The sequence below is a fragment of the Clostridium estertheticum genome, from assembly GCF_011065935.2.
Classification (GTDB): Bacteria; Bacillota; Clostridia; order Clostridiales; family Clostridiaceae; genus Clostridium_AD; species Clostridium_AD estertheticum_A.
Genome location: NZ_JAAMNH020000001.1, coordinates 4,187,017 through 4,208,617, shown reverse-complemented (window position 1 = coordinate 4,208,617; position 21,601 = coordinate 4,187,017). Strand labels below are relative to the sequence as shown.

Below are 21,601 nucleotides of genomic sequence, written 5' to 3'. Positions count from 1 at the left end.
TAGGCTGAAAATATTTTTTACAAGAGTAAACTTGCCACTTGCCACGTGGGTGGCACTAGTGGATTAAAATGAATTGTTTTAATACCAAGTTTATCCGCTGCTTCAATATTTACTAAGGTATCATCAATAAATAAGCACTCGTCTGCATTTAGCTTATAAGTTTCTAAAAGTTTAGTGTAAATCTCTGCTTCAGGTTTTAAAAGATTTTCTTTATATGATATTATACCCCCATCAAAATGTTTGAAAAAATCATATTTAGTACAAATAGTTTCAAAAGCTAGTGAGTGAAAATTTGAAAGGAGATATAGGTTATAACCTTTTTCTTTTAGCTGGCTTAGGGTTTTTACTGTGCCTTCAATAGGTGTCAATATTTCAATCCAATTATCCATACACTTCTTAATATGTATTTCATTATTAGGGTTTCTTAAAGATATTATTTTTACTGCTTCCTCTTGAGTTAATGTACCTCTATCTAGGTGAAGCCACTCTTCACTTTGAAAAATTTCTTTGTAAAGGAGCTTTTCAATATTATCATCGTTGAAAGTTCTTTTAAGATAATCCAGTGGTTTAAATTCTAGTAATACATTTCCAATATCAAAGATTATATTTTTAAGCATTTTTGGCCTCCGCAATAAATTGTTGATTATATTTATAATACAGTTATTAGATAAATACTAACACAAATAATATATGAATTCAGTAAAATTTTAATTATTGTATTTTAGTTTTATACACTATTCAGGGCTACTTTTTAAAAAGCATTATCCAATAAATTCACCATTCATGAAGCTACCCTTATTTTGTACACAAGTGCTAGTCTAAATGCTGAACTATTATCAAATATATGTTTATGTAAGGTATCAAGAACCTCTTGAGTGACTTTACTACTGTTTATATGGGCTATTTTTAAAATTGTATCAGCCGTATTCATACTAATGTATTTATTATTAAATGTTAGAGGATTATTGGAGTATAGTGAATGTAATTTAGGTACATTATTATATTCTTTTAATCCTATATTTTTTCCGGGTTTTAAAGGCTCATCATATTTTTGTAACGATATGAATCTCAAACTCAGATTTTGAAGTACATTATCCATTGCATTAATTTCATTCATCATAATAATTCATAACTCCTATAAAAAATTACAACAATTTCCTAACCTATGAATATTTTTTTATTTATTCATAAAAAACACTATAAACAAGTTCCTTATATTCCTGATATTCTTTAAAATCATGCAAGCTACTCAAACTTTCAGCCAATCCTTTATAGTACCATCCATGCATGTTTTTATCCTTAACATTAAACCTTTGCCAGAGATTTTCTTTTTCTAATTCATAGTTATTGTACAGAGACCTTATGTTTGAAAGCTTATCCCCTAAGCAAATTATCTTTATATCTTCATCTTTTTCATCTCGCATTGATTCTATGGTGTGCGTCTTTCTGTAAGTCCAACTTTTCGTCTTATCTTCACTCTGGGATTTTACTAGGTCTGCTATTCTTTTACCAAACATCACTTCAAGTGTTTTATAGCTAACATGCACATCTTCAGTAATGTCATGAAGTATGGCAGCGCAGACAAGATTCTCATCGTACTTTATCTGTGAAACAATAATTCCGGCTTCAAGTGGATGTAAAATATATGGGATATTTGTACCCTTTCTACACTGATTACTATGCGAAATAGTTGCAAACATTATAGCCTTATTAATCATTACTAATCTAACTCCCTTCTAAATTAACAATTACTTTTTAATTAGTTTTATTTCATATATATATTATTTTGGGTATAGGTCCAGTAAACTTTTAATTGTATTTTTTACTATTAATTTTAACTAAATAAATTGATGAAAATCGTAAATCAATTTTACTTGAGTTATAATATGGAAGTTCATATTCTAGACATCAGCTCTTGTGGATGCAGATTTTATAACTACACAAATTAGAGTTGGATTTTTAGATGCAAGAAAAGAAGACGAGAGAATTCATTTAAAATGTAATGTGCTCTCTTCAAACCTCAGAAGACTAAGGAGAAGACTTTTAGTCATCTCCTTAGTCTTCCTGTCATGTTTATTTTAAAGTTAAGAAAAAAATGTTATTTAATTTCTTCTAAAACATTAACTACTCTCTTTAATTCTTTTCTAATTTTAAGGTGCTGTGGACATTTTACTTCGCACATACCACAATCTATGCAGGCGTCTGGCATTGCACCCTTTTCAGGGTTCTTTTTATAGCCTTCAAATTCCTTCTTAGCTACTCCTGTTAAGCCATAAACATTGTGATAAGTGTACATGTTAAATATCTTAGGGATAATTATGTTCTTAGGACAAGGCTGGCAGTAATTACAGCCAGTGCAATATAGTTCTGAAAACTGCTTAATCTCCTCCATAGCTATACCAACTTTGTATCTTTCTGCATTATTCATATAAGTCTCAACATTTGCAATAGCAAGGTTTTTTTCTAACATATCCATATTTTCCATGCCTGATAGAGCAAGGCTTATATCTTCATTTCCCAAAACAAATCTTAATGCAAGCTCATAGGTAGCTATAGATTCTTTACCTGTAAGTTTTTTATAAAGTTCAGTAGGTGCGGCAAGTCTACCCCCTGCTACAGGACCCATAGCAGCCACTCCTAGTCCCTTTTTCCTGGCATAGGCAATAGATTTTTCATTTTTCCGGTCAAGAAGATTATATTGGCATAAAACAGATTCAAAAATTCCTTCTCCAGCATCTATAATATCAATCATGTTTTCAGCATCATCATGGAAAGAAAAACTTAAATGTCTTATAAGTCCTTCTTCTTTTGCTTTTCGTGCCTCATTGAAAAGGTCATTGGTTTTAATATTCTCAAGGGAACCTTTGTTTATTCCCCAAAAATGGTAGAAATCTATATAAGGTGTGTCCATGGTTTTTAAGCTGTTCTCAAGAAATTTTCTCATATCAGAAGGTTTTTTAACATCATCCAAAGGTAGCTTTGTAGTTAGCTTAACCTTACCTCTTACACTTTTTAAAGCTTTTCCTACTGCATGCTCACTATTTTTGTGGCAGTAATAGGGTGCTGAGTCAAAGTAATTTATACCATTTGCATAACCACTAAAAAGTAGTGGTAAAGCCTCCTCTTCATTGATATACCATTTTCCATTTATTTCAACCTCAGGTAACCTCATGCAACCAAAGCCTAAAGTTGAAACCATTTCTCCTGTATTACCATAACTTCGATACTTCATTATTTCAATCTCCTTTATACTCATTAATTTATAAAACCATTATTTATTTAAATTTGAGCTAGGGTTTGACTATATATATAATTATACTGTTTATCTAAAGTAAAAGCCATTCTATAATGTCCTAAAAAAATGTTATTATGACTTATTATACTAAAAATAAAAGTAAAGCTATATATATTATGTAGATAACGGGTGCTATTTTATTTGTACTAAATCTCTTTATTAACAAATATAAATAGTGGAGTAGTCAAATGCTTCAACTAATTGAGAATTTCTTAAAATGTCCTTACATTCAGTGGATAAAACAAAAATAAATTAATTTATTTTTAGAGCAGTGAATTGCCTTATATAAGGGCAGTTCACTGTTAATATTGAAAGCTTACGGACAAGCTTTATTGATAATATATTAGTATAACTTGCTTTTTATAATAAATTGTGATATTATTAAGCCATAACTTAAATGAATAGTAAATAAAGCAACACAGATATATTTCAAATAATTAGTACTCTTTAAATATAGTATTTTTATAACGAAATTTTATAGGTGTGGTATTACAAAGTGTTTAAGAATAAAATTTCGGAGGTACACATATATGAATGGTACAGTTAAATGGTTTAATTCAGAAAAAGGATTTGGATTTATTACAGGAGAAGACGGAGTAGATGTTTTCGCACATTTTTCTCAAATAAATTCAGATGGTTATAAATCACTTGAAGAAGGACAAAAAGTTTCTTACAGCATCGTTGAAGGACCAAAAGGACCACAAGCAGAAAATATTACTATTGTAAAATAATAATTTTTAGCCACTAAATAGCTTAGCTATTTAGTGGCTTTTTTTATTTTTCAATCATTTATAAAGTCAGAAACAACAGTTTTGGTGCTTATTTCAACTATATTTCTTTAATAGCATTAGCAACTTGTATATAATTGAATTATGTGTAAAAGTAATTGCCAAATAATGTGGAGGTGTAGGTATGGGTTTTAGATTTTATAAAAGAATAAATATTTTACCAGGCATAAGCATGAATTTAAGTAAATCAGGACCATCTTTTTCATTTGGACCAAAAGGGATGAAAATGACCCTAGGTGGCAAGGGAGTAAGAAGCAGCTTCAGCATTCCAGGTACTGGCGTTTATTATACAACTTACAAAGGATATAAGAAAAGTTCTAAGGGGGGCAATAGTAGAAATATTCAAGGTGATGGAAATCAAACAGGGAATAGTGGTACTTCTGCAGTGGCTCCCAACTTGGGATTTTTTCAGGGGCTATTCATGTCTCCTCAGGAAAAGAGCTTTCTTACGGGAATAAAAGCTTTTGCACAGGGGAAAAATGATGAAGCACTTAGAGTTTTTAGCATAAACCATGAAAATGCAGATAGCTTATTCATGGCAGGATATATAGCTCTTGGAAATGAAGAATATTTTGTAGCTGAGGATTATTTAACAAGATGTAAGCAAAGATTAAATGAACTAGGCACGACTATATCTAAGTTTAATAGTGATTTTGAATTAACTTTAGCTATAACTGATTATATTGAAATACCAATTAATCTGGATTTTAAAGGTTTGACTTTAGCGATAGTCGAGGCATATCAGAACCAAGAAAAATACAATGAGGCTATAAATTCATTGGAAGAATTATGGAATCAAAATCCCAGTGATAAGGTGATATGTCTGTCTATGATTGATTTAATAGCTCACCATGAACCAGCTGTAAAACAGCATTTAACAGACATAATAGAAGCAACCAAGGATATTGATAATGATGAACCTATAGACACTAACATAATTTATCTTAGAGGGTTTGCATTGTATTCACTTGGGCTCGTGGATGCAGGAACGAAACAGCTAACCGATGTCTTAAGACGAAAGAAAGATAGGCCAGCTGACTTGCTCCTACAAATAAGATATATTCGTGGCAGAATTTATGAAGAAGCTGGACAAGGCTCAAAGGCAAAATCAGATTATGAGAAGGTATATTTAGAAGAACCTAACTTTGAAGATGTTAAAGAAAGATTAGGGCTATAGATAGATAGTTTATTTTTAAATTAAATCAAGTTATAAGTGGCAAGGTATATTAAAAATGCCTAATAAATAAAGAAGGGAGAAAGGTAATGAGCATTTTAGTGAAAAAGGGTCAAAAGGTAGACATGACAAAAGCATACTCTGAACTTCAGAGAGTAAGGGTACAGTTGTTTTGGAAGGTAGTTGATTCAAATCCAATGGATTTTGAAATTGATGCAGCTGCGTTTCTTCTTGGGGATACAGGCAAAGTAGCAAAGGATGAGGACTTTATATTCTACAATAATCCCTGTGGAGCTGAAAATTCTGTTACTCATATAAGAAACTCGCCTAATTGTGGAAATGAGCTAATAAAAATAAACTTTAGAACTATACCTGATGCTATTGAAAGAATAGCCTTTACAATAACTATACATGATTCCCTAAAAAAGGCTCAAAGTTTTAAACAGGTTGAAGGTATAGCAGTTAGTATATTTAATGAGGAAACCAATGAAGAGGTACTCTCTTATAATATAAGCAATTCGTTTACAGTGGAAACAGCTATAGTTGCTGCAGAAATATACAGGAATAAGGGTGACTGGAAGTTCAATGCTATTGGAGGTGGGTTTAAGGGCGGACTCGGAGCTCTGTGTGAAAACTTTGGAATTTCTGTTGAGGTGGAAAGCCAGCCCGCTAATAATGTACAATTACCAGTTAAAAAAGAAAAGCAACAGTCTCCAATTGAGATAAAGTCATCAATAGTAAAGCTAGCTGTAACTAAAACCAATGTGCAGCTTGATGTTGAAGCTCAGCCTAAAATAAATTTATCAAAAATAAGCCTCTTAAAGAAAAAGGTAGAAATAGTATTAGAAAAGAAAAAACTTATAGGTGTTGTAGCTAGAGTAGCATTAGTAATAGATATTTCTCGTTCCATGTTTTCTTGCTATAAAGAGGGTAAAGTTCAAAAAGTTATTGATCGTATTGCAGCGGTGGCCGCTAAATTTGATGATGACGGTACTCTAGATATGTGGATATTTGACCATAGATTCCGTAGGCTGCCTTCAGTAAATGAGAATAATTATGAAAACTATATCAATAGAGAGATTTTAGATAAACATAAGCAGGGACTGTTTGATGGCAAAATTTTTGGCGCAAATGATGAGCCACCAGTGATGAAGGATGTTATTAAATACTATATCGTGGAAAATAAAAGTAAATATCCTGCCTTCATAGTATTTATAAGTGATGGTGGTATACATAAAAATAAGGAAATAAAGCAGATAATGATTGAATCATCGAAATGCCCATTGTTTTGGCAGTTTATAGGTATAGGTAATGCAAACTATGGAATTCTTGAAAAACTTGATATTATGCCAGGAAGAGTAGTAGATAATGCAAACTTCTTTTCGCTAGATGACGTAGACAAGATTTCTGATGAAGAATTATATAACAAATTATTAAATGAATTTCCAATGTGGTTAAAAGAAGTAAAGGAAAAGGGAATACTATAATTTAATGGTGGATTTAGCTATTGAAAAGGACTCTTCGTGATGAAAAGCCCTTTTAAATGTTGTCAATAAGAATGTAATTACTATTTAGTTATGCTTACCAGCTCTATTTTATAATTTCCATCAGGAGATTCCACCTCTACTATAGCTCCGATGGCTTTTCCGAATAATACTCGTCCTATTGGAGACTCAATACTAAACTTACCATTTACTATATCCACTTGCAATGTTGTTACAAGTTCAATTTCTTCAATATCATCAGTGCCTACGAATTTTATCAGCAATTTATCACCTACATTTGCACCATTAGTAGTAACAATAACATCATCTATAACCTCAGCAGTTCTAATCATTTTTATTAAATAACCCATTCTTCTGTAGTTGTCATACATATTTGATTTGGCAGCTTTATATTCAGCATTTTCACTTCTATCGCCATGAGCTGCAGCTATCATTTTTTCACGTGCAATTTCCATTGTTAAGGGACCTTTACGATAATCAAATTCTTTTTGAAGTTCTTCAACATCTTTTTTAGTAAGTTTATTATTAATTTTGTCACCTTCTTTTATTTTACATTATTACCAAGTTATTAATTAGATAATCTTTGAATGATTCCTTTATGTGAAAAAAAATCTTCTGATTATATTTATAATTTTAGACTATTAGCGAGTGTAAAACAAGTGGTATTAATATTTCGTATAAATAGAAAGAATATTTCGAATATTGTTTGTACTTATACATATCTTTTTGGTATAATATGTATATAGTGTTTTTGCAAATAAAGATATTTTATGAAGTTTGATAATTAACAAACAAAGCAATTATTTTATTAAACTAGCAAGGGGATATCTTTATTTAGTAAAAATATCATTTACAGAACATAATTAAAGGGGGAATTTCATTGAAAAAAATGTTAAAGCCAGTAAGTGGTTCCTTAGTAGCTATTTTTGCAATATCAATTGCAGTAGCTAGTCCAAAGATTGGACCATTTGGTGTAGATGGTGTTTCAGCAGCTACTGGAGCAGTTCCGGTTACGACAACTACACCAACCAAAATAACTACCTCTACCGCAACCATAAGTGTAACTCGTTTACTTAAATTTAATTCTATGGGGGCTGATGTTAAGCTTTTACAAACTAAACTTAACAGTAAGGGATATAGCCTTGTTGATGATGGTATTCTTGGAAAGCTGACTTTAGCTGCAGTCAAGAGCTATCAGGGCAAGAATGGTCTTGTTGTTGATGGAATGGTTGGACCAAAAACTCTTGCAATGTTAAATGCAGTGGTAGTAACACCAACACCACCAACAGTTCCACCAGTTGTAATATCAGAGAAAACTACTATAAAAATTGGAAGAGCTGAAGCCGCTGCTCATGGAACAAAATGCTTTACAGTTGCAGTAGTAGCAATGGCAGGAGATAAAATAGTTGCTGCATCCATAGATGATTATCAATTTATGGTTAAAGCAACTTCAATAGGAGTTCCAAATTCTGACTTGGATTTTGGTAAGAGTTTCACAGATGTAACAAAGGTTTTGGCATCAAAAAGATCAAATGCAGAAGCCTATAGTAAGAATATGAAAGACAGCGCCGGCGCAACAATCTCGATTGACAAAAACTATGATGCTGTTCAAGCATTTGCTGTGGGAAAAACAGTAGCAGAATTAGAAGCAATCATTAAAACAAACCCTATAGATCCGAAGGTTGATGTAGTAACAAGTGCTACGCTTACAGATACAAATAACTATCTTTCTGCTATAGTTGCAGCTGCAAAAACTGCGAAAGAAAATAGTCCAATTAAAGTAGAAACTTCAGCACTAAATTCCTTGAAAATTGGAAGAGTTGAAGCTGCTGCTCATGGAACAAAATGCTTTACTGTAGCAGTAACAGTAATGGCAGGCGATAAAATCGTGGGTGCATCCATAGATGATTATCAATTTATGACTAAAGCTAGTTCAATAGCAGTTCCAAATTCTGACTTGGATTTTGGTAAGAATTATGCAGACGTAACAAAGGTTTTGGCATCAAAAAGAGCAAATGCAGAAGCTTATAGTAAGAATATGAAAGACAGCGCCGGTGCAACAATCGCAATTGATGTTAACTATGATGCTGTTCAAGCATTTGCTGACGGAAAAACAGTGGCAGAATTAGAAGCAGCAATTAAAACCAACGGAACAGATCCAAAGGTGGATGCAGTAACTAGTGCTACACTTACAGATACAAATGGTTATCTTAATGCAATTCTTGCTGCTGCAAAAGCTGCAAAATAAACTATATCTTTAAAATAATTCAATTAAATATTGTGTAAGAGAAAACACCTTATATGCTTTGTAGTATAACTATATCATGTATAAGGTGTTTTTGTTATATTTTGGCCATTTGCTCAATCAGTTATTAATAGAGATATCAAAGTTACAAATATTTAGGCGTATTATACAGATTGCTTTTTTCATCTTACTTCCAAGCTTGTACTATTTAGCCTTAGCATGATTCTTAAAGGGGATTTTAATTTTATTCATGCCTTTCCAAAATTAATTGCTGCTTTGGTTATTTTACCTATTAGAATATTCCTTGGAAGGTTCTTTTGCGGCTGGTTTTGTGCATTTGGATCATTTAATGATTTTCTATACATAATTTCTAGTAAGGTATTTAAAACAAAATTTAAAATTAATAAAGAATTGGATGCAATTTTTAAATATTTGAAGTATATAGTTTTAGTATTTATAATTTATGTTCTTTGGACAAAAGGTAATGCTTTATCTGATAGCACTAGTCCTTGGGATGCTTTTGCACAAATGACTAATTTTCCAGAGGCTATAGCAGATTATTTTATTGGGTTTGTACTTTTGGGATTTATAACTGCAGGGGCTATATATATAGAAAGATTTTTTTGTAGATATTTATGTCCACTTGGAGCAGTGTTTGCAATAATATCAAAGTTTAGGAAAATTAAAATAGATAAACTTACAGAAAAATGTGGGAAATGTAGATTGTGCACAAATAGTTGTGCCATGGGAATAAATCTTTATAAAATGGATCAAGTAAATAGTGGAGAATGTATAAACTGTTTCAAATGCGTAGATGTTTGTCCAAGAGCAAATACGAAAGTTATTATTAATGAAGAAAACATTGATCCGGCGTTTGCTAGTTCAGTGGCAATTGTTGCCTTTGCAGGGTTATATGCTGTAGGTAGTGGGACTTGCAATCTCATTAGTTCCAATATTAAAGAATCAGGAAATAGTACTTCCATTACAAATGGTAGAACTGCTAATAAAGGAGACAGTAAAACACAAAATAGTGCCAGTATTCCAACTGATACAGAGCCTCATAACAATACTAATAAAACAACACCAAAAGCTAATACGACTGTACCCCCAGTGAACATTGTTTCACAAAAAATTATAAAAGCCCAATCAACAAATGTTGATGCAGTATCTGGGGCAACAAGAACAAGTAATGGAATTATGCACGCCGTTGATGATGCTTTAAGGAAGGCAATGGTCTAAAACCGTAGTAGCATGCCTAATTCCAAAGTAAATATGGATGCAACTATATTTAAAATAATTAGCCATGCGTATCTGAATACGATATATTGACTTATTTAAACATATACCTAGGAATATGATGATAATCTAGTTAGAATGCCTGTGCACAGAGATTATGTTATTATGTATGTGGTACAATATTTTTTGTCGTCACCAATTAGTGGCGAAGCAAGCTAGATGTTAATTATTTTTTAATAAGTTTTCCAATGAAAATAAATATTAAAAAGTTATTGACAAAACAAGCAATACCTAGTAAAATAGTAGAAGTCGTCACATGATGACAAATGAAATTGGTCTTTGAAAATTAAACAGAGAAATAGGTAAAATAGCGAAATAATATTTCGTTAGACCAGTTAATTACTTTAGATAAAAAAGTAATTTTAGTCGTAAGACTAAAAAGTATGTAATGAGCTTGCTAACCAGCTTAACAGTTGGCGCAGATTATTCATTTCAAATAAAAAGTGTAAACTTTTAAATTGAGAGTTTGATCCTGGCTCAGGACGAACGCTGGCGGCGTGCCTAACACATGCAAGTCGAGCGATGAAACCCTTCGGGGTGAATTAGCGGCGGACGGGTGAGTAACACGTGGGTAACCTGCCTCAAAGAGGGGAATAGCCTCCCGAAAGGGAGATTAATACCGCATAATATGTTTTGGTCGCATGATTGAGACATCAAAGGATTCTCTTTAGAGTTTCCACTTTGAGATGGACCCGCGGCGCATTAGCTAGTTGGTGAGGTAACGGCCCACCAAGGCAACGATGCGTAGCCGACCTGAGAGGGTGATCGGCCACATTGGAACTGAGACACGGTCCAGACTCCTACGGGAGGCAGCAGTGGGGAATATTGCGCAATGGGGGAAACCCTGACGCAGCAACGCCGCGTGAATGATGAAGGCCTTCGGGTTGTAAAGTTCTGTCTTCTGGGACGATAATGACGGTACCAGAGGAGGAAGCCACGGCTAACTACGTGCCAGCAGCCGCGGTAATACGTAGGTGGCAAGCGTTGTCCGGATTTACTGGGCGTAAAGGATGCGTAGGCGGACATTTAAGTCAGATGTGAAATACCCGAGCTTAACTTGGGTGCTGCATTTGAAACTGGGTGTCTAGAGTGCAGGAGAGGTAAGTGGAATTCCTAGTGTAGCGGTGAAATGCGTAGAGATTAGGAAGAACACCAGTGGCGAAGGCGACTTACTGGACTGTAACTGACGCTGAGGCATGAAAGCGTGGGGAGCAAACAGGATTAGATACCCTGGTAGTCCACGCCGTAAACGATGAATACTAGGTGTCGGGGGTCGAACCTCGGTGCCGCAGTTAACACAATAAGTATTCCGCCTGGGGAGTACGATCGCAAGATTAAAACTCAAAGGAATTGACGGGGGCCCGCACAAGCAGCGGAGCATGTGGTTTAATTCGAAGCAACGCGAAGAACCTTACCTAGACTTGACATCCCCTGCATAACCCAGAGATGGGCGAAGTCCTTCGGGACAGGGTGACAGGTGGTGCATGGTTGTCGTCAGCTCGTGTCGTGAGATGTTGGGTTAAGTCCCGCAACGAGCGCAACCCTTATCATTAGTTGCTACCATTAAGTTGAGCACTCTAGTGAGACTGCCCGGGTTAACCGGGAGGAAGGTGGGGATGACGTCAAATCATCATGCCCCTTATGTCTAGGGCTACACACGTGCTACAATGGTGAGTACAAAGAGATGCAAGACCGCAAGGTGGAGCCAAACTCAAAAACTCATCCCAGTTCGGATTGTAGGCTGCAACTCGCCTACATGAAGCCGGAGTTGCTAGTAATCGCGAATCAGCATGTCGCGGTGAATACGTTCCCGGGCCTTGTACACACCGCCCGTCACACCATGAGAGTTGGTAACACCCGAAGTCCGTGAGGTAACCGTAAGGAGCCAGCGGCCGAAGGTGGGATTGATGATTGGGGTGAAGTCGTAACAAGGTAGCCGTAGGAGAACCTGCGGCTGGATCACCTCCTTTCTAGGGAGTAGATGCAAAGACTTCGGTCAATGCAAAACATCTACTGTAATTACTCGTAACCTATTCTCTGTTTAATTTTGAGAGACTAATTTTAGTTAACTCTTCTGAGTTAACTAAAAATTTAATCTTTCTAAAAATGTTCTTTGAAAATTGCACAGTGAAATTAAAGTTGTTTTAATAAGTTTAAAACTACGTAAGTAGTTATGGATGGATTTAATACAATTTCGCAAAATTAATTAAACGTCTATGTAAATAGATAAGATTGTTTATGCAAATAGACAATAGATAAAGGTTAAGCTACAAAGGGCGCATGGCGAATGCCTTGGCACTAGGAGCCGAAGAAGGACGCGTTAAGCTGCGATAAGCTTTGGGTAGGCGCAAATAGCCTGTGATCCAAAGATTTCCGAATGGGGGAACCCACATAGTAACAACTATGTACTGCATACTGAATAAATAGGTATGCAGAGGTAGACCCGGGGAACTGAAACATCTAAGTACCCGGAGGAAGAGAAAGAAACATCGATTTCCTAAGTAGCGGCGAGCGAAAGGGAAAGAGCCCAAACCTAGGTCTTTGACCTAGGGGTTGAGGATAGATCATAAATACTGCAATTCCTTAATTGAAGATAGCTGGAAAGCTGCTCCGCAGAAGGTAATAGGCCTGTAAATGAAAAGGAAAAACAGTCAGATCTAATCCAGAGTACCACGAGACACGTGAAACCTTGTGGGAAGCAGGGAGGACCACCTCCCAAGGCTAAATACTACCTAGTGACCGATAGTGAAGAAGTACCGTGAGGGAAAGGTGAAAAGAACCCCGGAAGGGGAGTGAAATAGAACCTGAAACCGTGTGCCTACAACCGGTCGGAGCACTTTATATGTGTGACGGCGTGCTTTTTGTAGAACGAGCCAACGAGTTACGATATGTAGCGAGGTTAAGTACTTAAGGTACGGAGCCGAAGGGAAACCAAGTCTGAATAGGGCGTATAGTTGCATGTCGTAGACCCGAAACCGGGTGACCTATCCATGGCCAGGATGAAGCGGAAGTAAAATTCCGTGGAGGTCCGAACCACGTTGGTGTTGAAAAACCATGGGATGAGCTGTGGATAGCGGAGAAATTCCAATCGAACTCGGAGATAGCTGGTTCTCCTCGAAATAGCTTTAGGGCTAGCGTCGATTAATTGAGTAATGGAGGTAGAGCACTGAATGAGCTAGGGGCTGACAACAGTTACTGAACTCTATCAAACTCCGAATGCCATATACTTTTATTTCGGCAGTCAGACTGCGAATGATAAGATCCGTAGTCAAAAGGGAAACAGCCCAGACCATCAGCTAAGGTCCCAAAGTGTAAGTTAAGTGGAAAAGGATGTGGGATTTCTAAGACAACTAGGATGTTGGCTCAGAAGCAGCCACTCATTCAAAGAGTGCGTAATAGCTCACTAGTCAAGAGATCCTGCGCCGAAGATGTCCGGGGCTAAAACTTACCACCGAAGCTATGGGTGTACACTATGTGTACGCGGTAGAGGAGCTTTCTGTACTGGCTGAAGTCATACCGTAAGGAGTGGTGGACGGTACAGAAGTGAGAATGTTGGCATAAGTAGCGAGAGTTAAGTGAGAATCTTAACGGTCGAAAACCTAAGGTTTCCTGAGGAAGGCTCGTCCTCTCAGGGTTAGTCGGGACCTAAGCCGAGGCCGAAAGGCGTAGGTGATGGACAATCGGTTGATATTCCGATACCACCAATGGACGTTATTAGAAATGGGATGACGCAGGAGGATAAGATGTGCACACTATTGGATGTGTGTCTAAGCATTTAGGCGGAGCAAGCAGGCAAATCCGTTTGCTCTTAACGCTGAGATGTGATGGGGAAGGGAATTTATTCCTGAAGTATCTGATTCCACGCTGCCAAGAAAAGTCTCTATCGAGGATATTGGTGCCCGTACCGCAAACCGACACAGGTAGGTGAGGAGAGAATCCTAAGACCATCGGAAGAATTGCTGTTAAGGAACTCGGCAAATTGACCCCGTAACTTCGGGAGAAGGGGTGCCTACGAAAGTAGGTCGCAGAGAATAGGCCCAAGCAACTGTTTAGCAAAAACACAGGTCTCTGCTAAAGCGAAAGCTGATGTATAGGGGCTGACGCCTGCCCGGTGCTGGAAGGTTAAGGGGATTACTTAGCGCAAGCGAAGGTATGAACTTAAGCCCCAGTAAACGGCGGCCGTAACTATAACGGTCCTAAGGTAGCGAAATTCCTTGTCGGGTAAGTTCCGACCCGCACGAATGGCGTAATGATTTGGGCACTGTCTCAACAGCACATCCGGCGAAATTGTAGTGCCAGTGAAGATGCTGGCTACCCGCGATTGGACGGAAAGACCCCGTAGAGCTTTACTGTAGCTTAGCATTGAATTTCGGTATTGTCTGTACAGGATAGGTGGGAGACTGAGAAACATGGGCGTCAGCCTGTGTGGAGTCATCCTTGGGATACCACCCTGACAGTACTGAGGTTCTAACTGGAGGCCATGAATCTGGTCACAGGACATTGTTAGGTGGGCAGTTTGACTGGGGCGGTCGCCTCCAAAAAAGTAACGGAGGCGCTCAAAGGTTCCCTCAGCGCGGTTGGAAATCGCGCGAAGAGTGCAAAGGCAGAAGGGAGCCTGACTGCGACACCTACAAGTGGAGCAGGGACGAAAGTCGGACTTAGTGATCCGGTGGTACCTCGTGGGAGGGCCATCGCTCAACGGATAAAAGCTACCTCGGGGATAACAGGCTGATCTCCCCCAAGAGTCCACATCGACGGGGAGGTTTGGCACCTCGATGTCGGCTCGTCGCATCCTGGGGCTGAAGTAGGTCCCAAGGGTTGGGCTGTTCGCCCATTAAAGCGGCACGCGAGCTGGGTTCAGAACGTCGTGAGACAGTTCGGTCCCTATCCGTCGCGGGCGTAGGAAATTTGAAGGGAGCTGTCCTTAGTACGAGAGGACCGGGATGGACAAACCTCTGGTGCACCAGTTGTCACGCCAGTGGCATCGCTGGGTAGCTATGTTTGGAAGGGATAAACGCTGAAAGCATCTAAGCGTGAAGCCCACCCTGAGATGAGATTTCCCATAACTCGTGCGTAAGCACGGTGTTAGTAAGACTCCTGGAAGAACACCAGGTTGATAGGTTAGAGGTGTAAGCATGGTAACATGTTCAGCTGACTAATACTAATAAGTCGAGGGCTTGACCTTAATATATATAAAGCGAAAATTTCACTGTGCAATTTTGAGAGAATATAAATTTTCTCAATCTGGTGATTATGGCATGAAGGTAACACCCCTTCCCATACCGAACAGGTCGGTTAAGCTTCAATGCGCTAATGGTACTGCAGGGGCAACCTTGTGGGAGAGTAGGTCGTCGCCAGGTAAGAAAAAACCACTAAGTCTAACTTAGTGGTTTTTATTTTGCGTAAATATAAGTTATAGCTTCACCTTCTACTGGATTTATACCGAAACTGCAACTTAATTCTAACCTTGATTTAAAAGCTTTTTTGTATGTTCTAAATAATTTATGCTCTATAAAATGTTAAAAATAATTAGTTGATGTTTAATGATATAATTATATAGTAAGGTGATTCTAAAATAAATAATGAGGTGTGTTGAAATGGAAGAATTAAAGGGTGCAATCCATGAAATTGTACAACGGGATATTATAAAATTAGTTATTAGTAATAAAATTAATAAAGATGCTCCATACTATAAAATAACATTTGTATTAAAAGAAGATGATGTAAAACAATATTACCAAATAGAAAAATCCACTGACAAGCAAGTTTTCCATGAAAATATTGAGATAGATATTTTAGAACAAAAACTTTTAGAATATGTATCATCTAATTATAAACAAGTTGATGCTTGGTCAAATACAATTACATTTGAATTGAAAATATCTAAAAAAGGTAAAGTTCATTTAGGTGTGAAAAAAAGTGATAATGTAAAGCTTAATAATAAAGAACATAACAAAGAAAAAAATTATATTCTTAAAGAGGGTATGATAATAGAGCCTCTTATAGATTTAGGTATCTTTACAAAAGAGGGCAAAGTAGTTAATTCAAAATATGATAAATATAAGCAAATAAACAGGTTTGTTGAAATTATTGATGATGAGGTTAAAAATAATGATTTTAAGGAACTTACTATATTAGATTTTGGTTGTGGTAAGTCTTATTTAACATTTGTGTTATATTATTATTTTGTTAAAATTAAAAAAATTAATGTAAAAATGATTGGTCTTGATCTTAAGGAAGATGTTATTAAAAAATGTAATGATATAGCAAAGAAATACAATTATGAAAATTTACATTTTGAACTAGGGGATATAAACGGATTCAAATATAATAATAGTGTTGATATGGTTATTACCTTGCATGCTTGTGATACAGCTACTGATTATGCATTATATAATGCAATAAAGTGGGATAGTAAGATGATTTTCTCTGTTCCTTGTTGTCAACATGAATTTAACAACCAAATTAAAACAGAGTCACTATCCATATTAACAAGATATGGAATAGTTCAAGAAAGAGTTTCAGCACTTATGACAGATTCAGTGAGAGCCAATCTTTTAGAGTGTGCTGGATATAAAACTCAGCTTTTAGAATTTATAGATATATCCCATTCTCCTAAAAATATATTAATTAGAGCTTCAAAAGCTAATATACCTAAGGATAAAAGAGAAAAAGCACTAACCGAGGTTAATGCTTTAATGAGTCAATTTAACTTAAATCCAACCTTATTCAATTTATTAAAAAGAGATAATTTAATTTAATTTCTATATTAACCTTATATTACAAAAGAAAAAATAAAAAGAAAGTAGATGATATTTATGCTAACAATATATGCGGTATCGGATTCAATAGGAGAAACAGCGGAACTTGTAGCTAAATCGGTAGCAAGTCAGTTTCCAGATAGTGTAATAGTAAAAAAAATACCACATATCAAAACAGCTGAGGATGTTAATAATTTTATTAGCAAAATAGATACTAATTCCAAAGCAATGGTTATTTCCACTATAATAATGGTAGATGTAAAAGAATTTTTAGTTCAAAGATGCGTAGAAAAAGGAATACTTGTATCAAATGTATTAGGGCCAGGAATAGGCCTGGCTTCTAAGTTATTAGGTAAACAGCCAGACTATATTCCAGGGGCGATATGGAACATGGATGAGGAGTATTATAAAAGAATAGAAGCTATGGAGTTTGCTATACATTATGATGATAGTAGGGATTATAATGGAATAAAACATGCAGACGTAGTGCTTATAGGTGTCTCAAGAACTTCAAAAACTCCATTGTGTATGTATTTAGCTAATAAAGGCATTAAAGCAATAAATATACCTTTAATGCCTGAAATTCCTGTTCCTGAGGAGTTATACAATATTCCTGGGAGGAAAATAATAGGCCTCAAAATAGATCCTTTTGTTCTTATTGAAATAAGGAAACATAGGATGGATAAATTTAATGGACTTAATTCGAGCTTCCAATATGCTAATGATGCAAGAATATTAGACGAGTTAGATTATGCAGAAAAAATTATGAAAAAAACAAGGTGCTTAACAATTGACGTTACTAAAAGAGCTATAGAGGACACGGCTTTAATTATTATGAAGAGCATTGGGTATAATCAGTAGATTATTCTACAGTATTGGCGGATTAACCTTTCCTGTTAATATCGGAAGAGTATTTGCTTTGTGGTTCATTGAATTCCAAGTTTATAAATTAAAAATAAGGTCTCCCTTTTTAACTTAAGGGAAACCTTATTTTATATTGCTTGTTAAATTACATAGTAAGCTCTTTTTGCTCTTCGATTTCTTCCATTCTCAAAAGGTTTATGAAAATTGGGCTAAGTAAGCAAAGCAATACTCCCGCTGAAATTGTTAATACAGCTACGAAACCAAATACTTGAAGTCCACCCCAAGTTTCAACAAGGGCCGCAGAAATACCTGCAAGGTAATTACCAAGACCAGTAGCAAAGAACCATACTCCCATCATAATAGCAGCGATTTGCTTAGGTGCAAGCTTACTAACCATTGATAGTCCAACTGGAGATAAGAACATTTCTCCAACGGTGTGCAAAGTATATGCGCCTATAAGCCAAAGAATATTTGCTTTAATTGCTGCATCTGCTGAATTACCTCTTTGCATTGCCGCACCAACCATAAGTGCAAAACCAATGCCAAGAAGAATCAAGCCATATCCCATTTTAGTTGCAGTAGGTATATCTCCTTTTGGTCTTTTTGCAAGTCTTACAAAGAGCATTGCAAAAAGTGGTCCAAGTACAACACATAGGAATGGATTTATAGATTGGAACCAACTTGTAGGAACCTCAAAACCACCTACGTTTCTGTTTATAAAGTCATTTGTATAAATTGTTAAGCTTGAACCAGCTTGTTCAAATCCTGCCCAGAAAAGAATTACAAAGAAAGCAAGAGCAAAAATTCCAACGACTCTTTTCTTTTCTTCTTTTGTTAAGTTTTGTTTATGAGCCGCAAGAGCTTTTTTACTTAGTTCTTTTTCAAGAGATTCCTTTGCGTTATATTTTCCAACTTCACCAAGCAATTTATTGGCAAATAATATATATAGAATTGTTCCTATTAGCATTCCTGCCCCTGCTGCAAGGAAACCATACTTATAACCATAACTGATTACTTCTGTTCCCTTTGTAACTGCAAAAGTTTTTTCTGCAAGTGTACCACATACAAGTGGTGCGAAAAAAGCACCAATATTTATAAATGTGTAAAAAATGGAGTAAGCTCCGTCTTTTCTTGGATCATTATTACCATAGAAATCGCCTACTATAGATGTAATATTAGGTTTCCAAAATCCATTACCAATGGTAATTATAGCAAGTGATAAGATAACCATGGGTTTTCCTTGAGCAGCAAAGAGTAAAAACATCCCTCCTGCTATTAATATGGACCCTATAAAAAATGTTTTTCTTTTCCCCAAAAATTTGTCTGCTACATAACCACCTAATAATGGAGCAAAATAAACAAACATTGTAAAGTTTGCATATATTACAGCTGCTGATGCTTTGTCAAGGCCTAATCCGCCTTTAATGGCCTCGGTTGCAAGAAAGAGTATTAAAAGTCCTCTCATGCCGTAATAGCTGAATCTCTCAAATGCTTGTAATAATGAGATGAACCAGAATCCAGCAGGAAAGCTTTGTTTGTTTTCTGTTAATGGAGTTCGTTTGTTCATGGTAGTAGTAGTCATAATTAGTCCCCCCTTAAATTTCGCGGATACTATTCATCATAGAAAATTTATTTTTATAACATATATATAAATGCAATATCATTAATGCTTCTATGTAAACGTATCCAGTATTTTTGTGATTTACAGATTTTATTCTAACATAAGGAATATACAAAATGCAACATTAAATTCTATAATGATTTATTTAATTTAAAGAAATCATTATAGAAAAAAGGAAGTAGATAAAATAGAGGTTTAGAGCATTTAAAGCGGGTTATTTTTCTAAATTTGCAATTTTAAAGTAATTAAATTTCATATATAAAATATTGAAATTATAGAGTAAAATATAAATAAGAGTAATTTTTGGGGGTGATATTTCGAGTTTTTTCAAACATTACTATAACAAGTTGAAATAAATGCTAGGAAAAGAGGTATCACATTATGCACAATAAAATTTTAATTGTTGAAGATGATATTGCCATTAGCGAAATGGTAAAGAATTATTTAATAAAGGATGGATTTTTAGTAAAAACTGCTTTTGACGGTGAAGAGGCTATTCTTAAATATTTAAATTACGATTTTGATTTAATAATTCTTGATTTAATGATGCCTAAATTAGATGGTATAGAAACTATGAAAATAATCAGGGAAAAAAGTTCAGTACCTATTTTAATTATGTCGGCTAAAGACAGTGATGTGGATAAAGCCATAGGGTTAGGACTGGGAGCAGATGATTATATAGCAAAACCATTTTCTATGATTGAGTTCTCCGCAAGAATAAAAGCCGCTATTAGAAGATCAACAAAATATTCTAATAATGAAAAAAAAGAAGACCCAATGGTGATGAAGGTTGGGAATCTAACTATAGATGTGGGGAACTTTTTAGTTAGTAAAAATAATCAAGCTATTGCACTTACTTCTAAGGAATTTGATATTTTAAAATTGTTTATTCAGAATCCTAATAGAGTGTTTACCAAGGTCCAAATTTATAGTTTTATTTGGAAAGATGAGTATTTTGGAGATGAGAATGTAATCAATGTACATATCCGAAGGCTAAGAGAAAAGATAGAAGAGGACCCCTCAAATCCACAATATATAAAGACTTTGTGGGGTATTGGGTACAAGCTGGAGGTAATTTAAATGATTACTATATTATTAATAATCATTGTTATTTTAATTTGCATTATACTTTTTCAATATATATCAGCAAGAGAAAGAAATACTAATTTGGGGTATATTGTAAACAAGTTAAATAAAATTGTAGGTGAAAAAACTAATGAGAAACTTTTGGTTGTTACTGAGGCTAAAGAGCTTAGAAAATTACTTATAGCAATTAATAGCCTTTTAGATTTTAGTCAAAAGGTATTTGCAGACTATACAAAAAAAGAAATATCTATGGTTAAAATGCTTTCAAATATTTCTCATGATTTGAAAACTCCACTTACGGTAGTATTAGGGTATATTGAAACAATAAAACTAGACCTGGATATCGAAAGCGAAGAAAGAGAAATATTGCTTTCTAAGGTGCACAATAAAACTCTTGAGGTAATTGAACTTATCAATAAGTTTTTTGATTTAGCTAAACTAGAATCAGGAGATAAAGAGATTCCTATTACAAGGGTTAACCTCAATGAAGTTTGTAGAAAGAGTATACTAAATTTTTATGAAAATTTGACTGCAAAAGGTTATGAGGTGAATATAGAGATTCCTGAAACAAATATTTATGTATTTGCGAATCTAGAAGCCTTGGAAAGAATAATGAACAATTTAATTTCTAATGCTATTAAATATGGAAGCGATGGTAAATGCATAGGCCTTAATTTAAGCTATGATGATAACTTTACCTATGTAGAGATTTGGGATAAAGGTAAGGGTATTGATGAAACTAATTTTGAAAGAGTATTTGAGAGGATGTACACCCTTGAAGACTCAAGAAATAAATTATATCAAGGAAGTGGACTAGGACTTACTATAACTAAAAGGCTTGTTGAAAAATTAGGAGGAGAAATTTATCTAAAGAGCAAACCCCATGATAGAACTAGCTTTACTTTTAAGTTAAAGAGAATAACTTATTAATTTATGTAAAACAAGGTGTTAAGTGAAAAGCAGCTT

At 35.2% G+C, this 21,601-nt stretch carries 15 protein-coding genes, 3 rRNA genes and 2 pseudogenes; 14 read left to right on the top strand and 6 right to left on the bottom strand.

The genetic code is table 11. The features are described from left to right. Positions 1 to 17: 17 nt before the first annotated feature. The 3 genes from G9F72_RS20040 to G9F72_RS20030 form a co-directional block, all read right to left on the bottom strand. Positions 18 to 617: an HAD family hydrolase gene (locus G9F72_RS20040; RefSeq protein ID WP_164960069.1), complete on the bottom strand. Its 600-nt coding sequence runs from the start codon at positions 615 to 617 to the stop codon at positions 18 to 20. Between the two features lie 164 nt (positions 618 to 781). Continuing rightward, positions 782 to 1,120: a hypothetical protein gene (locus tag G9F72_RS20035; protein ID WP_164960070.1), complete on the bottom strand. Its 339-nt coding sequence runs from the start codon at positions 1,118 to 1,120 to the stop codon at positions 782 to 784. A 61-nt stretch (positions 1,121 to 1,181) separates the two neighbouring features. Further along, the gene (locus G9F72_RS20030) at positions 1,182 to 1,718 is read right to left on the bottom strand and encodes an HD domain-containing protein (RefSeq protein ID WP_164960071.1); all 537 of its coding nucleotides are present in this window, start codon (positions 1,716 to 1,718) and stop codon (positions 1,182 to 1,184) included. 193 nt (positions 1,719 to 1,911) lie between these two features. On the opposite strand from G9F72_RS20030, the pseudogene G9F72_RS20025 reads away from it, so the two are divergent. Continuing rightward, positions 1,912 to 2,010 (top strand): annotated as a pseudogene (locus G9F72_RS20025) (hypothetical protein); the annotation flags it as partial. An 88-nt stretch (positions 2,011 to 2,098) separates the two neighbouring features. On the opposite strand, the gene G9F72_RS20020 reads toward G9F72_RS20025, so the two are convergent. Further along, the gene (locus G9F72_RS20020; RefSeq protein ID WP_164960073.1) at positions 2,099 to 3,232 is read right to left on the bottom strand and encodes an aldo/keto reductase; all 1,134 of its coding nucleotides are present in this window, start codon (positions 3,230 to 3,232) and stop codon (positions 2,099 to 2,101) included. A 593-nt stretch (positions 3,233 to 3,825) separates the two neighbouring features. Here G9F72_RS20020 and G9F72_RS20015 point away from each other — a divergent pair. The 4 genes and pseudogenes from G9F72_RS20015 (at position 3,826) to G9F72_RS27665 (ending at position 6,744) form a co-directional block, all read left to right on the top strand. Next, positions 3,826 to 4,026, top strand: coding sequence for a cold-shock protein (locus tag G9F72_RS20015; protein WP_125004432.1), 201 nt, complete (start codon positions 3,826 to 3,828; stop codon positions 4,024 to 4,026). Positions 4,027 to 4,207: 181 nt separating this feature from the next. Beyond that, positions 4,208 to 5,260, top strand: coding sequence for a DUF4236 domain-containing protein (locus tag G9F72_RS20010; protein WP_164960074.1), 1,053 nt, complete (start codon positions 4,208 to 4,210; stop codon positions 5,258 to 5,260). A gap of 86 nt (positions 5,261 to 5,346) precedes the next feature. After that, positions 5,347 to 5,910 (top strand): annotated as a pseudogene (locus G9F72_RS27670) (TerD family protein); the annotation flags it as partial. Next, positions 5,911 to 6,744 (top strand): vWA domain-containing protein, encoded by an 834-nt coding sequence (locus tag G9F72_RS27665; protein ID WP_411955968.1) that lies wholly within the window; start codon positions 5,911 to 5,913, stop codon positions 6,742 to 6,744. Between the two features lie 80 nt (positions 6,745 to 6,824). Here G9F72_RS27665 and G9F72_RS27475 read toward each other — a convergent pair whose 3' ends face one another. Further along, positions 6,825 to 7,292: a GreA/GreB family elongation factor gene (locus tag G9F72_RS27475; protein WP_224676307.1), complete on the bottom strand. Its 468-nt coding sequence runs from the start codon at positions 7,290 to 7,292 to the stop codon at positions 6,825 to 6,827. A 359-nt stretch (positions 7,293 to 7,651) separates the two neighbouring features. On the opposite strand from G9F72_RS27475, the gene G9F72_RS19995 reads away from it, so the two are divergent. The 7 genes from G9F72_RS19995 to G9F72_RS19965 all read left to right on the top strand — a co-directional run bounded on the left by G9F72_RS19995 (position 7,652) and on the right by G9F72_RS19965 (position 17,925). Then, positions 7,652 to 9,010, top strand: a complete 1,359-nt coding sequence (locus G9F72_RS19995) for a peptidoglycan-binding domain-containing protein (protein ID WP_224676306.1) — start codon at positions 7,652 to 7,654, stop codon at positions 9,008 to 9,010. Between the two features lie 216 nt (positions 9,011 to 9,226). After that, positions 9,227 to 10,246, top strand: coding sequence for a 4Fe-4S binding protein (locus tag G9F72_RS19990; protein WP_224676190.1), 1,020 nt, complete (start codon positions 9,227 to 9,229; stop codon positions 10,244 to 10,246). Positions 10,247 to 10,757: 511 nt separating this feature from the next. Beyond that, positions 10,758 to 12,273, top strand: a 16S ribosomal RNA gene (locus G9F72_RS19985). 290 nt (positions 12,274 to 12,563) lie between these two features. Next, a 23S ribosomal RNA gene (locus G9F72_RS19980) occupies positions 12,564 to 15,488 on the top strand. Between the two features lie 58 nt (positions 15,489 to 15,546). Next, a 5S ribosomal RNA gene (rrf, locus tag G9F72_RS19975) occupies positions 15,547 to 15,663 on the top strand. The 16S, 23S and 5S rRNA genes sit together here, the layout of an rRNA operon. A gap of 237 nt (positions 15,664 to 15,900) precedes the next feature. Further along, the gene (locus tag G9F72_RS19970) at positions 15,901 to 17,064 is read left to right on the top strand and encodes a class I SAM-dependent methyltransferase (RefSeq protein WP_164958472.1); all 1,164 of its coding nucleotides are present in this window, start codon (positions 15,901 to 15,903) and stop codon (positions 17,062 to 17,064) included. A gap of 57 nt (positions 17,065 to 17,121) precedes the next feature. Continuing rightward, positions 17,122 to 17,925, top strand: coding sequence for a pyruvate, water dikinase regulatory protein (locus tag G9F72_RS19965; protein ID WP_164958471.1), 804 nt, complete (start codon positions 17,122 to 17,124; stop codon positions 17,923 to 17,925). Positions 17,926 to 18,073: 148 nt separating this feature from the next. Here G9F72_RS19965 and G9F72_RS19960 read toward each other — a convergent pair whose 3' ends face one another. Then, positions 18,074 to 19,510, bottom strand: a complete 1,437-nt coding sequence (locus G9F72_RS19960; RefSeq protein WP_164958470.1) for a peptide MFS transporter — start codon at positions 19,508 to 19,510, stop codon at positions 18,074 to 18,076. A 420-nt stretch (positions 19,511 to 19,930) separates the two neighbouring features. Between G9F72_RS19960 and G9F72_RS19955 the strand changes: the two genes are divergently transcribed. After that, a complete protein-coding gene (locus G9F72_RS19955) occupies positions 19,931 to 20,629 on the top strand; it encodes a response regulator transcription factor (protein WP_164958469.1) in 699 nt (232 codons plus the stop codon). Then, a complete protein-coding gene (locus G9F72_RS19950; protein ID WP_164958468.1) occupies positions 20,630 to 21,565 on the top strand; it encodes a sensor histidine kinase in 936 nt (311 codons plus the stop codon). Positions 21,566 to 21,601: the final 36 nt, after the last annotated feature.

Excerpts from the sequence above, each read along its gene's own strand:
- G9F72_RS20040 (WP_164960069.1), bottom strand. The coding sequence starts at position 617 with ATGCTTAAAAATATAATCTTTGATATTGGAAATGTATTACTAGAATTT.
- G9F72_RS20035 (WP_164960070.1), bottom strand. The coding sequence starts at position 1,120 with ATGATGAATGAAATTAATGCAATGGATAATGTACTTCAAAATCTGAGT.
- G9F72_RS20030 (WP_164960071.1), bottom strand. The coding sequence starts at position 1,718 with ATGATTAATAAGGCTATAATGTTTGCAACTATTTCGCATAGTAATCAG.
- G9F72_RS20020 (WP_164960073.1), bottom strand. The coding sequence starts at position 3,232 with ATGAAGTATCGAAGTTATGGTAATACAGGAGAAATGGTTTCAACTTTA.
- G9F72_RS20015 (WP_125004432.1), top strand. The coding sequence starts at position 3,826 with ATGAATGGTACAGTTAAATGGTTTAATTCAGAAAAAGGATTTGGATTT.
- G9F72_RS20010 (WP_164960074.1), top strand. The coding sequence starts at position 4,208 with ATGGGTTTTAGATTTTATAAAAGAATAAATATTTTACCAGGCATAAGC.
- G9F72_RS19995 (WP_224676306.1), top strand. The coding sequence starts at position 7,652 with ATGTTAAAGCCAGTAAGTGGTTCCTTAGTAGCTATTTTTGCAATATCA.
- G9F72_RS19990 (WP_224676190.1), top strand. The coding sequence starts at position 9,227 with ATGATTCTTAAAGGGGATTTTAATTTTATTCATGCCTTTCCAAAATTA.
- G9F72_RS19970 (WP_164958472.1), top strand. The coding sequence starts at position 15,901 with ATGGAAGAATTAAAGGGTGCAATCCATGAAATTGTACAACGGGATATT.
- G9F72_RS19965 (WP_164958471.1), top strand. The coding sequence starts at position 17,122 with ATGCTAACAATATATGCGGTATCGGATTCAATAGGAGAAACAGCGGAA.
- G9F72_RS19960 (WP_164958470.1), bottom strand. The coding sequence starts at position 19,510 with ATGACTACTACTACCATGAACAAACGAACTCCATTAACAGAAAACAAA.
- G9F72_RS19955 (WP_164958469.1), top strand. The coding sequence starts at position 19,931 with ATGCACAATAAAATTTTAATTGTTGAAGATGATATTGCCATTAGCGAA.
- G9F72_RS19950 (WP_164958468.1), top strand. The coding sequence starts at position 20,630 with ATGATTACTATATTATTAATAATCATTGTTATTTTAATTTGCATTATA.